This window comes from Thermomonas fusca DSM 15424, from assembly GCF_000423885.1.
GTDB classification, from domain to species: Bacteria; Pseudomonadota; Gammaproteobacteria; order Xanthomonadales; family Xanthomonadaceae; genus Thermomonas; species Thermomonas fusca.
The window spans coordinates 1-13,907 of the sequence record NZ_AUIV01000031.1 but is presented as its reverse complement, the minus strand read 5'-3'; the positions used below and the strand labels follow the sequence as shown (position 1 = coordinate 13,907).

At 60.1% G+C, this 13,907-nt stretch carries 10 protein-coding genes and 2 pseudogenes; 7 read left to right on the top strand and 5 right to left on the bottom strand.

Annotated elements, in window-relative coordinates:
- Genes G582_RS0111880 through G582_RS0111860 form a run of 5 tightly spaced genes read right to left on the bottom strand, consistent with a single transcriptional unit; the run spans nucleotide 1 to nucleotide 5,775 of the window.
- Nucleotides 1–1,917: an ORC-CDC6 family AAA ATPase gene (locus G582_RS0111880; RefSeq protein ID WP_028840021.1), complete on the bottom strand. Its 1,917-nt coding sequence runs from the start codon at nucleotides 1,915–1,917 to the stop codon at nucleotides 1–3.
- Complete coding sequence (locus G582_RS0111875; RefSeq protein ID WP_028840020.1) at nucleotides 1,917–3,020, bottom strand: phosphoribosyltransferase-like protein; 1,104 nt, start codon at nucleotides 3,018–3,020, stop codon at nucleotides 1,917–1,919. Before G582_RS0111875 ends, G582_RS0111880 begins: the two co-directional genes overlap by 1 nt.
- Before the next feature lie 2 nt (nucleotides 3,021–3,022).
- Nucleotides 3,023–4,975 carry an HAD-IIB family hydrolase gene (locus G582_RS0111870; protein WP_028840019.1) on the bottom strand — a complete coding sequence of 651 codons (1,953 nt, stop codon included), beginning with the start codon at nucleotides 4,973–4,975 and terminating at the stop codon, nucleotides 3,023–3,025.
- Nucleotides 4,976–4,999: 24 nt separating this feature from the next.
- Nucleotides 5,000–5,584 carry a riboflavin biosynthesis intermediates N-glycosidase gene (ybiA, locus tag G582_RS16535; protein ID WP_051247200.1) on the bottom strand — a complete coding sequence of 195 codons (585 nt, stop codon included), beginning with the start codon at nucleotides 5,582–5,584 and terminating at the stop codon, nucleotides 5,000–5,002.
- Nucleotides 5,581–5,775: a hypothetical protein gene (locus tag G582_RS0111860; protein ID WP_028840018.1), complete on the bottom strand. Its 195-nt coding sequence runs from the start codon at nucleotides 5,773–5,775 to the stop codon at nucleotides 5,581–5,583. Before G582_RS0111860 ends, ybiA begins: the two co-directional genes overlap by 4 nt.
- 111 nt (nucleotides 5,776–5,886) lie before the next feature.
- On the opposite strand from G582_RS0111860, the pseudogene lexA reads away from it, so the two are divergent.
- The 7 genes and pseudogenes from lexA to G582_RS16515 form a co-directional block, all read left to right on the top strand.
- Nucleotides 5,887–6,494: pseudogene (gene lexA / locus G582_RS16530) on the top strand (transcriptional repressor LexA).
- A 1-nt stretch (nucleotide 6,495) separates the two neighbouring features.
- A pseudogene (imuA, locus tag G582_RS18485) lies at nucleotides 6,496–6,986 on the top strand (translesion DNA synthesis-associated protein ImuA); the annotation flags it as partial.
- A 254-nt stretch (nucleotides 6,987–7,240) separates the two neighbouring features.
- Entirely contained in the window at nucleotides 7,241–8,137 is an 897-nt protein-coding gene (locus G582_RS17285; RefSeq protein WP_169380633.1) for a TnsA endonuclease N-terminal domain-containing protein, read from the top strand.
- Complete coding sequence (locus G582_RS0111840; RefSeq protein ID WP_028840016.1) at nucleotides 8,127–10,274, top strand: hypothetical protein; 2,148 nt, start codon at nucleotides 8,127–8,129, stop codon at nucleotides 10,272–10,274. Before G582_RS17285 ends, G582_RS0111840 begins: the two co-directional genes overlap by 11 nt.
- Nucleotides 10,267–11,715 (top strand): ATP-binding protein, encoded by a 1,449-nt coding sequence (locus tag G582_RS0111835; RefSeq protein WP_028840015.1) that lies wholly within the window; start codon nucleotides 10,267–10,269, stop codon nucleotides 11,713–11,715. Before G582_RS0111840 ends, G582_RS0111835 begins: the two co-directional genes overlap by 8 nt.
- Nucleotides 11,712–13,571: a TniQ family protein gene (locus G582_RS17610; protein WP_169380631.1), complete on the top strand. Its 1,860-nt coding sequence runs from the start codon at nucleotides 11,712–11,714 to the stop codon at nucleotides 13,569–13,571. The genes G582_RS0111835 and G582_RS17610 overlap by 4 nt, the downstream gene beginning before the upstream one ends.
- 53 nt (nucleotides 13,572–13,624) lie before the next feature.
- Nucleotides 13,625–13,907 (top strand): IS5/IS1182 family transposase (locus tag G582_RS16515; RefSeq protein ID WP_038053986.1); only part of this gene is annotated, 283 nt, incomplete at its 3' end.

The window sequence follows — 13,907 nt, the reverse complement described above, 5'->3', positions numbered from 1 at the left end:
CTAGATCTCCATTGCCAGGCTTTTCTTCGGCTTCCAACCGCGCAGCATCCATTCAATCAGTTCGGAACATGTCACGTCCTGCCAACCGCCCATCTGCAGAGGCAAGCCGAAGCGCGTGCACAACGTCCGGTTGAGGTACAGGATCGATCCGGCGTCGCGCGCGGTAGACGCGCTGCTGGTGCGGAGAACCAGCAAGTTCTCTGCAATGCATTCCGACAAAACGCGCTTGAGCAAATCGCCGTGTTCACCTAGTGGCCTTCTCCGGCCTTGGAGCTTTTCCAGTTCCGAATGCGACAGCCGTACCCCGGTCACCCCGGGAGCGTAGGGAGCATTTGGGAGAAAGGTGCGGGAGCGACAGTACCCGCCGATCGACGTGATGAGTTTCTGGGCCCGTGTGCCTTCAGTATGCTGCTTCGGGACGAATTTCAGCCGACGCACCGCCGCATCGCGCAGGATCTTCTCCTGCTCTTCTGGCGATAGTTCATGGTGACGGGTCCGAAGTACCTGCTTTGCGACGATACCTTCGTACAGCGCGGCCGCCATCGCCAGGAGTTCCTCGACGTTATACGTCGCCATGACGCAAAGTCGTTCCAACCCGTAGTAGAAGGGCATGCCGAGTTCCTCGTGCAGCAGGATCTCGGCGGCAGCACGAAGCGAGGAATTGTCCTTGTCGTCTATCGCCTCCGCCGGGAGGGCCATGTCGAAGCTAAGCTGCCTCTTGGAGACGTCGCGTGTTACCAAAATCCTCGTGACGAAGAGTTCCAGCAGCGTATCCAAGGTCGACTCTTCGGATTTCTTCTCTGCCCGTGCGGACCATTCGCTGTAGCGGGCATTGTTTTCGTGTGGCCGGAGGGTCGCGCGAAGGGCCTCGATCGCCGGCTGGACGTAGACGTTGACTTCCTCCGGTTCCAATTGCTCCCTTAAACGCTGGGCGAAGTTCCCAGCGACAGCATCCTGCTGCCGCATTCGCCGCTCTAGCACATTCTGGGCGAAGGGGAGAAATTGGTGAATGCCCTTGGTACTGCCCCAAAGTTCCTCGAGTGCGTACACGTGAAGGTCACGGCCGGATTTCGCGCCTTGAGAGAGCAGCTCGTCTCCCAGCACGAGCGTTCGCATGGCGAGCCAAACAGGGATCCCGGGTCGCTGGACCGTTGTCTCGTCGATGAGTATGTCGCGTTGCTTGCGCCGCAGGCGGTGAAGGTCGTCGATCATCAACAGCCGCTTTACGGCGACCGGAGAGCCATTGCGCATGAAGCGGACGGACTGCAGCCAGAGTACCGACTCGATGCGTTGGCTGCTTGGGACCGACTGGTTTGACTGCCCGGCGAACGAATCCATCTGCGCGTAGATCCGCTTTTCCTGAGATTCGGCCCACTCCGCCAGTGCGCGTGCGGAACTCAGCTTGGGAATGCCTTGCAGGTTCTGCGCTTCGTCCGAGTACTCCAGGTCGATGGAATCCAGCGCGTCATCGGAGGCGTGGCCCAGGAAGGCGCTCAAGCTGCGGATCGTGCGCAACACAACACGGCAATCGAGCAGTGCTCGGAAAGGTCCTTCCTCGACGGGCGAAGCATTCGGCAGCAGGTCGGCGTAGCCGGACGCGCACGAGATCAATACGCCAAGCAGTTGCGGACCATCTTGGTCATGCAGAACCCCTTTCTCGACAAACTGGGGAAAGGACTCCTTCAGTTCGTTGTTGCCCTTGGAGCGCCAGAAGCTCCGTAGCACGCTCGGTGTGAACGCTCGGAGGATCGTCGTCTTGCCGCCTCCTGGTGCGCTTCGGAAGATGTGCACGCCGCCTTTCAAGACTTCGTCGGACAGCTTCTCCAAAATCTTCGGCGAGAAGACGAGAGCAAACTCCTGGTCCGAAGTGGTTCTCTCGGATCGTCGTTCCAGGAAGGGATTTACGTTGTAGGCCATCAGAAGTCTTTGTGCCTCACGACCCGTGGGAATAGTCCGGCGTACTTGTACTGTTCCGGTCCCCAGAGCAGGTAAATGGCATTGTTGGGAGTGTTGTGGGACAGCACGACGGGCAGGGCGCAGCCAGCGAAGCCGAGCCGTCCGTCTGTCCCGCCAACTTTCATGTGCTTGTCGTTGACTGCGGCATCGAAGTACTTCTCCTTGCCCAGCAATGCCCTGATTGATGCCGATGGATTGGCGGTCAACGCCAGGTCTCGTTCCAGCGGGCAAAGCACCCGCAGTTGCAGCGGCTTGTAGCCATGCTCTGATGTGAATCTCTCGCTCCAGTATTCGATATGGTCGATAGCTTGGCGCGTTGCGACATACAGCACGAGGAAGACTTCATAATGCGACGGGTCGATCAGCTTGAGTTTGTGCAACTGGTTATAGACTTTTTGCAGCTTCCCGCCGTATGTCTTCTCCTCGCTGTCGTAGCGAATGTAGGTATTTCCGCTCCCGGAGAAATCGTCGAGCAGCCATATCAGGTTGAAGTGGGGGGCGGTTGCTTCATGGCCGGCCTTCCCGAGGCTCTTCTTGAGGTCGCTGAGCATCGCCCCCGACTTCTGTTCACCCAGTTCGTAGGCCTGCCAGATCTGCTCGTTGTTTATCTCGTGGTTGCTCGCACGTCGCAGTTCGTTGGTTCTCGCGCCGTCGCTCAAGCCAAGGTAAAGCGACTTCAGGCGAAGCTCCTTGAATCGGGGGTGTCGGGAAAGCTCTCCGACCTTGTGCGTCGGCAACCCGCACTCCTCGGCAACCAAGCGAAGGCGCTCTCGCACGATCAGGTCCGGGTACGCCATTTCCACGAGATGCGAAATCTCCCGGTCGGAGAAGAACACAAGCTCGCTTTCCACCAGCTCCAAGGCGGCCGCCCGGTCTTCGAGATCGAGCCGGTTGAGCCATAACGCCAAGCTCTCGATGAACCTCCGGCCAGGCCCGAAACGCTGGTAGTCGTCGTACTTGTAGTACGCCAGCAGTTGGAGATCGGGGACATGGTCTTGCACCATCTGCGGCTGCTGCCACCCCATCACCCTCGCCAGCAGCCCGGCTGCGTTGAGATCCTGCATGGTTATCCTTCGTCGGAAGGTTCGTCTTTCAGGGTGATCGCAAACTTCCCTGGTTCAACAATCCGGAAACGGTCCAGGTACCAGAGCGTGGCATCCACATCGCGCTTGTGTCCGGGCGCCAGCTTCCATCCACGATCCAGGCGTCTTGAGGGCATGTCGACACTGAGCGAGAAGCGATGCTCAAGCAGCGATACGTCGTTCCCCGGCCAAGCGCCCTGGTCCCCCATCGTCACGATCTGGTGCGGGTCGACCTTGCTGTGCTGGATGATATGCGCGATGAGACTGGACTTGCCGACTCGGGGCGCAAGGACATCTACCGAGTGCTTGCTGCGGAACAGCGAGCTGGTCGTCAAGCCTGCCTGCCGAAGTGCGTCGGCCACGACAAACCACATCTGATCGGTCGGCAAACCATCCCGGAACCGGATGCTGACCTGATATGGGTGGGTCGTTTTGATGCGTTCGATGGGAACTCCAAGCGATTTCAGCCTTCTGGCGATTCGTGTGACGTGGCTCAGGAATTCGACCGTCGTGTTCGGAATTTCGGGCGGAGCGATCGCCGACCCAATCCAGCCGCCGTTGTAGAGGCCTAGGAACAGGCGGCGGAGGACTTCTTCAGACAGGACCTTGTTCAGTTCCTGCTGGATGGAATCGCCCCGACCGGAGGCAATGCCGACAAGCACGCCCGCCTCGACGAGGCGCTGGATATGCTCGATAACCGGCGGGGCTGGAGGCTCGGTTCGGCGCTGGGAGGCGGTGAGCGTGCCGTCATAGTCGAACACCACGGCGCGGAACGCCTGTTTGGTGATGTCGTTGAAGAATGCGTTCCGTGCGCGTGACATGTCGCTGCGCTTGCGGGGAGAAGGCCAGCGAGCCCCGAGCACATCGTTCTTGGACTGCTCGTCGGCGGGCACCCGTGGTTCCGGAACCGGAATGAACTCGGGAAGAGTCAGGTAGTAGATGTCCCGTCCGAACTGGGGGACGTCCGGTTGCCCCGGGTCCTTGCCCATCTTTCTTGCTATGGCATCGACCAGGTGCATCTGACCGACAAGCCCGGCAATCAGGTCGCGGGGTAGGGCGCTTGGCAGCGGCATCGAAAAGGTGGGCACGTCACTCGGGAACAGCCCGCGCATCTTGTCCCAAAGCGCACTCATAGACGGCTCGATGAGCGCCAGAACGACGGTATCGTGGGGTCGCTCGGCCAGCCATAAGTGCCGACCATGGGAGAACGACCGCAGGTCGGCGAGCTGGCAGTGGAGCAGCGCGCCCTCCGACAGCTTGGATTCGAGGTCGGCGGCAATGGGGCGCAGCAGCGGCGAGTAGGTGACGATGACGGCTCCGCGCTGCGTTGCGGCCTCGACGAAGGCGGCAGCGGATGCGAGCCAATGCGCGACGGACCTGCCGTCGATCAGCAGATCGGCCATCGTCGCGGGGAGCGCATCTGCGGTCCCGTCCAGTTCTCCGTACGCGCGCGCGACCAGAACGGCGTCGAGCAGTAGGCTGTTGGTTGCCAGGTAGCCGTCCTTGTCGCGCAGCTCGAAGACGTGAGTGCTGACATCGGACAGCTTAGATGCAGCCGTCATGAGTGGACTGTCGCTGCGGTTGGTTAGTATATGGATGGGGCGTGCGCTGTGGTGCCTAGCCCGGTCGAGTGCCTCGGTGATGTCGGGGTTCTTGCCTTCGGCAGAGACCAGGAAGACGGGGCTCGAAGAGGCCAGCGTCGGGTTGCAGATGATCTCCAGCGGCGTCGATGGGCGGGATACCCGACCCGTATACGCCTCATGCAGGTTGCAGAGCAGGGACGCGACCGTAAATGATCCACCCGAGCCGACGCCAATGACGCTCGACTCGCTGGCGCCCGCGATGGCGCCTTTCAACCTTGCAACGTCCTCGCGCATGGCTCCCGCATACGTTTCGGGCAGCTTGTCGAGTTCGGTTTGATAGCGGTTTGTTGGCATCGCAACTCTGGAGTGCAGGACTGATTAGGCGGCTGCGCGAATCGCTTCGCGGATGGTCGGCCTGTTCACTTGCTTGGTTTTCTTGGTGCTGGCCTTCGGAGTAGGGGCCTCCTGTGTCCTGATTTCATCGCGAACTTCCATCAGCAGCACTCCCAGCATGTTCTGTCCCTTGCCGTTCACTTCGCCCCAGGTCCGGTTGACGGCGTTGTCGGTGCGTCCAGCTTCCACCAGCCGTGCGTCGCCCGTCGAGAGGAGCAGCTTCTTGAGATCCTCGTGCTGGCTGAATTTGGCTTTCAGCACCTTGCGCATCCTGTCGAACTTGGTTCGCGACCACTCGGGAACGATGTCCCAGGTGTAGAGACCGTGTGCCGCCATCGCGACCAACGAAGGCGTTGGCGCGCTGAGAATCCATTCGCGTACTTCGTCCTTTCTCGCCTTGCCGGCCTGATAGGCGTGTTCGGCGGTCGGATACACCCGACCTTCGAATTCCATTGGGCGCCGGAAGAGGTTGCTGAAGGCGCCATAAGGCTTTTCGTTCGCCCTGTAGAAGGGGATATCAGCCTGTTTGGTCGACTTGGCAGGTTTCCGAGTCGCGGCGTTCTTCTTCATGGGCTGGTCTCTTGGTGGGCATCGGTAACGGGGATGTCGTGGGTCTTGCAGTGGTTGAGGATCAGGACCTCGATGAAGCCGGTCAGGCTCCTGTGGTCAAGCTTGGCCGCTACTTCGGCCGCCGCCTTCAGTTGCGGCGGCATCCGCAGCTGCACGATGGCTGTCTTGGTTCTTGGGCGGCCCTTTGACATGACTTGAATGTACTGTATTTATTGCTACTAGAACAGTGCTATGTACTGAAGTTTGCAGGACATTAATGGAAATCGAGGCGCCCAATTTAGAAATGGAGTACAAATGTACCCGTGCCCAGTCTCAGCCACCGACGCACGTCGATCCTGAATTTCATCTGTGATCGGGTGGCCGGACACGGCCAGCCGCCATCTCTGGCCGAGATCGCAGTCGCTTGCGGCTTGGCTTCACGCGGGGCGGCACGCAAGCACGTCTTGGCGCTGGCCGAAGCAGGGCTGATCGAGGTGACGGCCGGGCAGGCCCGCGGCATCCGCCCGGCCGGGATGCGGGCGCGGACCGACCTGCTGCGGGTGCCGGTGCTGGGACGAGTGGCGACCGGGCCGCCCATAGGCGCCGATGCCGGACTGGCCGACCCCTGACCCTGGATGCGCGGCTGTTCTCGGCGATGCCCGACTACCTGCTGCGGGTCCAAGGCGATTCGATGATCGAGGACGGCATCCTCGACGGCGACCTGGTCGGGGTGAAGCGCACGCCGGACGCCCGCGACGGGCAGGCCGTGGTGGCGCGGCTCGACGGCGAGCTGACGATCAAGCGGCTGTCGCATTCGACCGATGCCCTGCGCCTGCTGCCGCGCAATCCCGCCAATGCACCCATCCGGGTGGAGGCGGGGCAGGACTTCGCGATCGAAGGCGTGTTCTGCGGCCTAGTCCGGCAGGGGTGACATGGGCGCCGTGGTCGCGATCGACGCGCTGCTGCACGAGCGGCGCGTCTGGAGAGGTCAGCCGGCGGCGTTACCGCCGAGCGCGCAACCCACGGGGCATGCCGTGCTGGACGCGGCGCTGCCTACCGGTGGCTGGGCCGAGGCGGCACTGAGCGAGCTGTTGATCCCGGTCGATGGGGTCGGCGAACTGCGACTGCTCTGGCCGGCATTGGCGCGGCTGTCGCAGGCTGGCAAGCGCATCGTGCTGGTGGCGCCGCCCTACATTCCGTTCGCGCCGGCTGGCAGGCGGCGGGGATCGAATTGCGGCAGCTGGAGGTGGTCGAGGCGGCTTCGCCGCGCGATGCGCTGTGGGCCACGGAGCAGTGCCTGCGCTCGGGCAGCTGCGGCGCGGTGCTGTGCTGGCCGATGACCGCCGACGACCGCGCCTTGCGGCGATTGCAGGTGGCCGCCGAATCGGGCCGCACGCTGGTGTTCGCGACCCGACCGCTCAGGGTTTCGCGCCACTTGTAGAGCCGGTTGCGTGGCACGCCGAGTTCGAGTGCCAATTGCGTGACCGGTTATCCCTGCGCTCCAACAATCTGCAGGAAGCTCGGCTTGAATCTGTGAATCAGTTGGGCAGGGCTGCACGACCTTGAACACTGAACTGCGGGCAATTCATGGCGAAGCGGAAGTGCGGATTCAGCCCGCCCCCCCCAAAACTGCGCGTTCTGAATTTCCAGTCGCAATCCGTGCGACAAGAGCCAATCATGCTTCCCCGAAAAGAGATTGCATCAAAGAACGCCTATGGCTCTTTGGTGCGGCCCCCTTCTTCAAGCCGGGAAAGCCAGCAGATGGTCAGGAAGCGCCGGGACATCACAGAGACGGATGTTCAGAACTGGGTTAAGAAGGGATTCGGCCAAGGCGAGGGGGATGCGTATTCGCCTTGGGCCAAGGTCAGAGACGTGCCTTCTTTGGGGCGATCGACTCGCATCGCGGCGCTCCGGCACAAGCGTATCCACAATACTTATTCCGATGTGGAAACCGGTCATCTCCTGCAGACGGACTTCGCTCTTGGCGTGATCGAGATACGTGAACAGTTCGCCTTGCTGCCGCGAGAGGAGACCGTGGAGATCGCCGAGGAACTCGGACTTCGACATCCGACGTACCCGGGAACACGCGTGCCCATCGTCATGACCAGCGACTTGTTCGTCCTGCGCGGGGAACCATCGGGTGGGCCCTTCGTGTTGTCCGTGAAACGGGATGAGGCATTGCATCCCGGAATGAAGGGGTTGCCGCGGACGCTCGAGAAGCTTCAGATCGAAAAGCGCTACTGGGACTGCCGGAATATTCCTTGGCGATTGGTGACGCAATCGCATTTCGATCCAGTCCAGGTGCGCAACCTGGCTTTGTTGCGCCCATCCGGAAAAGCATGGCGCAGCGCCGAGGGTCAATCACGCGCTGCGGATGTCGCCCAAAGGGTGGCCTCGGCCAAGTGGCGCATGCGGCCATTGAGAGCGCTAATTGAATCCTCGGGATGGGGCGCGCAAGCCATGTTCGAGGCGCTGGGTCATGCCGCATGGCGGCGCTGGCTGCCGTTGGATATGTCCTGTCCGCTGAGTATGGATTGCCCCTTGCCTTTGCTGGGGGTGCGCGATGCTGTATGAGAATGCCATCGTCGAGCCCGCGGACAAAGGCATCAAATGGTTCGCGGAACGAGCGGTTTTTCTAGGGATAGATGAGGCGGGGCATGCAGTCTTCATGCCATTGCTGACGCAGACGAAAGGACCAGAGAAAGTGTCTTTCGAGGCCGTGAAAGAAGCGCTTGAGAGTGGCGGATTGGTGTTGGATGCCACCGTGCGGCGCTTGCGGAAGGATCCGAAGGAGTTGTCGCCGAAGGCGAAGTCAGAGTACGACTTTTGGGAGCCTCACTTTCGTCCGATCGTGACTGGCGAGGCGCGTGGTTCGCTTCTGGAAACGAAGGGGCGGGCGCGGGCGATCGAGCAGATCGCAGCGGCAACACAGCGGCCGCAGATAACGGTGCGGCGAATGCTCTACAAGGTGCTGCGCGCGGGATGCCATCTGTATGGCCTATGCATGGACTTCGACCGTCGAGGCGCACCCGGAGCCAAGCAGAAGCCGGGGACCAACAAGCGTGGCAGGAAGCCATTGCCCGGCGGTATTGCATCGGATAAACCGGCCAGCGATTTCAGGCCGCGCATCGAAGCTGCGGTCATTGATCTTGTGATCGGCGCCAAGGAAAAGATGAGGGTCGCCTACCGGAAATTCCTGGTGGAGGACTTCACTCGTACGATCAAGGTGTCCAACGGTACGGTCAAGACGGCGCTTGTCCCCGAGTCCCAACGCCCGACATTCAAGCAGTTCCGGGTCGTGGCGGAAGAAATACAGCGCAAGGGGGTTAAGAAGACTCGCTATGTCTCGTCGTCGGCTCATTCGGGAACGGCCAAGGATGGCGTGCTGGGGCCTGGGTATCGCTACGAAATCGATGCGACTGGCGGACGATTGGAACTGGTCTCCGAGTTCGATCTGGATCAGAACATTGGGTCGGCCAATGCCTACGCATTGCTGGACGTGTGGTCGACCGTTTGCGTCGGTGGTGCCATGGGCGTGTTCCATGCGGGCTATAAAGCGGCGCAAGTTGCCTTGTTCAACACCTTCACGTCGAAGAAGGAACTGTGCGAACGGTGGGATATCGACATCGACCCGGACTGGCCTTGTCACCATGTCCCGAGGTACCTCACTTCCGATCGCGGCGAACTGGTGTCCGACGCCTCCGAAGCGCTCCCTGCCGAGTTCAATACCATCGTCCAGACGGCCGCACCCTACCGTCCAGAAATGAAGGGGACCGTCGAGGGATGGTTCAGCGGGTGGAAGGCGAGTGAAATTCGCAAGTTGGCGGGCTACGGGAAGAAAGAGAATCGGACGCAGCGAGATCCGAAGAGAGACGCGGCGTTGACCCACTACGATGCGATGCGAGCGTTCTTGCTGTCGGCGATCGCGTACAACCACCAGGCGGCGCCGAAAAGCGCGATCCCTCCGCAGATGATCGAACAAGGGTACGAGCTGATCTCGCGCATCACGCTCTGGCGATGGGGCATGCGGAGCTTGGTGCCGTGCGCCAGGATCGAGGAACCTGGGTTCATCTATACCTCGCTGCTGCGCAAGGTGGATGCGTCCATCCGCGAGAACGGCTTGTTCGTGGAAGGCATCCGCTATATGTCGCCTGATCTTCGGGCGTCGGGTCTACTGCAGCGCGCCGCGCAGTACGGCGCTATCGATGTGCAGGCCACGGTCGACGATTTTCACGCGAATACGATCTGGTATCGGACCGATCTGGATGCGATTTGGCAGCCCGCCTACTTGGCGGACGAGAAATTGAGGCTGTACAACGCCACCTTCAGCGAGCTTGCTGAATATTATCGCAAGGTCAATGTGGTCTACGAGCGTTCACGCATCGAAGGTGCCATCCAGGATCATGAGAAGGCCCGCCAACTGGCGCAGTTGTCCGACGAAGCGGTCGCGCGGAAGAAGGTGCAATCCAAAGGCTCCAAATCGCGTAAAGCCAAGGATATCCGTGCGGCGCGCAGCGCCGATGCGCAAAGCGAGCGACAGGATCATGGTGCGTTTGTGATGCGCTCGTATGCGAACTCAAATCCCACGCAGGCCCCGCGCGCAAAGACGGATGCGGCGCATGCAGCCACGCACCGCGAAGTCGTTGCCCAAAATCGATTGGACTTGGTCAAGTCCGCATTCTTGAAACAAGGCGGTCAAGGCCATGGCTAATGCGCGCTACGAGGAAAGCCAGATCCCGGAATATCGCGGCAACCCCTTGATCGAGGCCCTGCCTCCGGTGCTTCGGGAGGATAAGGAGATTCTGGGGGCCATGTCGATGGCGCCTCGCTTTTCGCCAGAAGAGCGGGAGCTCCCGGCCGCAATCCGTCGGGAATTGGTATCGCGGTTGAATACGTTGTTCATTCCGTTGCCGCCACATTTCCAGTTGCTGGAGCGGCTGGCGACTAGCCTGCGTCGTAGTTATACATGGCGCAATCCAATGTCGCCCCAGACTCAGAGCTATTTGCACCAGAAGGGGGCTTGCCTGTCGCCGGAAACCTTGGCGGCGCGAACGGCCGCAGGCTCCGTTCTCTTCATCAAGGGAATTTCCGGAATTGGCAAGACAACCGGTACCGAGGCGTGCTTGAGAGCCTTGGGGCCATGCGTCATCGAACATGAGCAGTACGAAGGCAAGCCTTTAGCCGAAACGCAGATCGTCTGGCTCAAGGTCAGTTGTCCCGAGGACCGTAAGCTCAAATCGCTGTGCATTTCGATTATGGCGGCGGCAGAGGGTGCGTTGGGAGGCAAGGCGCGTTACACCGCTGAGATTGTCGACGACCCCAGGCTGTCGGCAGGCACCGCCATCCGTGGGGTGATGCAATGCTTGGCGAATCATCACGTGGGCATCCTCGTGATCGACGAAGTACAGAATCTGTTCTCGTCGAAAGGACAAGCGGCCATCGAGCTGCTGAACTTTTTGCTGCGCCTGCGTGATGAAAGTGGCATCTGCTTCGTTGTATGCGGCACGTACGCTTCGCTGCAACTTTTGCAGAGCACTTTCCGAATTGGCCGCCGCATCGCCGCGGGCGGTGTGACCGAGTTCATGCGTCCGGCTTCTGGAGACGATCCGGAGTGGGTGAATTTTTGCGAGATCCTCTGGCTTTACCAGTGGATTCAGAAGCCTGCGGAATTTACTCGAGAGATTGCCTTGCAGTTGTTTGACCTGACCCAGGGCATCCGTGGGCTGGCGGTTCCCTTGATGATCCGGGCTCAGGAGGATGCCATCTTCGACGATACAGAATGCGTAACCACGACCTCTTTGCTCGCATCATGGAACCGGCATTTCCGGCAGCTTGACAGCCCGATCTCTGCCTTGCGGGAGAACAATCCTCAGGCGTTGGCGCAGTGGGATGACCTTTGTGACACGGAGGTGCTGAAGAAGAAGGAAGGCCCACCGCAATTTAATTCTTCGGCGACAGACAGGGTGGGCGCTCAGGGGAAGACAGAAAGCGGCAAGCCCGGCGAGACCAAGGAAGGAACGGATCGGGCTGGCAGGAGGAAAAAAGGTAAGGTGGAAGATTGCGAACTTGGCCGCCTGCTGGAAAAAGGCGGCTTCGGCGCCTTGACTGTCGACGGCGTTGTCGGCGTGTCCGGTTTGGGAGTCAGCCCTTGAACCGACGGAGTGCGCCGATCCCGTTTGAGGGTGAAACTATCTTCAGCCTGCTCGCCCGGTGTTTCCTGCGCAGTGCTTTCAGCTCAGCGTGGACTATGGTTCGACCACTGGGGGTGGCAAATGTGCGCCACCTCGTCAGCCCTTTCGGTGGCAAGTTCCTGGGCAAGGTGTTGGAGGTATTTCCGGAATTGGATGTGGTTCTCAATCTGGAGACGATCATCTATCGGCATACGACAACGCCGTTATTGCTGGCCTTCTCGGAAGAGTGCAACGATCGCGAAAGGCGCGCCGTGTACGTGCAGGCGATTGGTGAGCGCGGCGGATGGGGCGGGGCGCCGCGATCCTCAATCATGCTTCATCCGGAAGGCTTGCGCTTCTGTGCCGAATGCGTGGCCCAAGACTTGCGTGAATTCGGAGTGCCGTACTGGCATCGCGAACACCAGGTCAAGTTCGTCACCCGATGCTGGCGGCATGACCTGCGACTGAAGGAGGTACGGCAGGGAATCGGGACTGAATACAAATTTGATGTGCCGCCGATTCTTGGGTGTGGCGAAGATCACGCCGACGTCTCGATTCCGGATCCAGCCCAGAAAGAACTGGGTAGGAAGATCGCGTTGGCAGTGGCCAGTATCTTGCATGCCACCGAATGGAGCGAGCCGACACGGATACGGCAGCTATTCCTGAAAGCGGGCGCCAGACTTGGGCTGTTGCATCATGGCCGTCCATCAAGGCCACGCCTCTGGGATTTGATGGTGAATTCATATGGTGAGGACTTCCTCGCGGCAATGAGCTTACCAACGCGCTATTCGCATGGGGTAGTCAAGCGCTACACCACACTGTTCAACGTAGGCAAAGATCGCCTGGATCCTGCCATCGTGGTCCTGATGACTGTGGGGCTAGGAATCGAACCCGAAGAGTTAGGTCTCTCTTCAGTGCAACCAAACGGGGTTCAACATGGGGCCGTCAGTAATTCGCCTGCCGAAGGCGCCGAGCTGACGAGAGATCCAGAACTAGAACGTGCGCTGATAGGGAATGAATATGTTCTTGGGAGGACTGCGACTGCGTTAGCTATTCCTCGTGGCAAGCTGGTCAAGCGCATTATTTCGGCTGGCATCACATGTCCGATTAACCAAGGACATGCTGCCAAGCACTCTGAAGCCGAGATCCGGGAAATGATTGAAATGCTAAGGAAGGGTGTTCCCCGGGAACAGATACTCGACAAATTTTCATGCTATTCGTCCTTTCTTGATCAGCTTCCCATTTATGACGCGTCATTGCGCCGGGATGCAAAGGAGGCGAGGCGTGAGGACGCGAAGTTGCGGAACCGTCGGGCTGTTACCGATTTCATCAAGACGGGACTACAGGTGTCCCGTTCACTGCTCTATGAGAAGCTTCCAGGTCCGATGTCGTTCTTGGAGCGTAATGACAGAGCTTGGTTACGTGCGGTCATGGATGAAATACCGAGGAAGCAGGTTACAACCCAATCACCAAGTGCAGGTCGTGGCAGAGTAGATGATGAAGAATTTGACCGTGCGGTGCTGGCGAAACTGGAAGGGGCAAAAGAATCGGCAGTTAAACTGAAGCCACCTCGCCGTACGACACCAACCTTGGCATTACGTTTGTCAGGCGTTCCGTTGTTGGTGTTTAGCCGTATGGCGGCAGGCCGGATGCCGCGAACCGAGGCGTTCTTGAGCGAGTTGACGGAGTCGGAAGAGGACTACACCTACAGAAAACTCACATATGCCTTCGAAAAGCTGGCCGCCTCCCGTAATACAGTGACTGCCACGGGACTTCGGTTGGCAAGTGGGTTCAGGCCCGAGAAGCTTCGGCAGCACCGTGATCTAGGGAAAGTCTGAACAACTGGCCACCTGTGGGCGACAATAGGGCATCACCTCCGGGATGACTTCTGATGCAGCTGACATTCGGTGACGCCGAAGATCTGGGCCAACGCAAGCAGACGCGGCGGGAGGTGTTCCTGGCGGAGATGGAGCAGGTAGTGCCGTGGAAGGCGCTGCTGTCGCTGATCGAGCCGCACTATCCGAAGCTGGGGCGTCCAGGCCGGCAGCCATACGCGCTGGCCACGATGCTGCGCATCCACTTCCTGCAGCAGTGGTACGCACTCAGTGACCCCGCGATGGAAGAGGCCTTGTACGACACGCCGGTGATGCGCCGGTTTGCCGGGATCGGCGGGC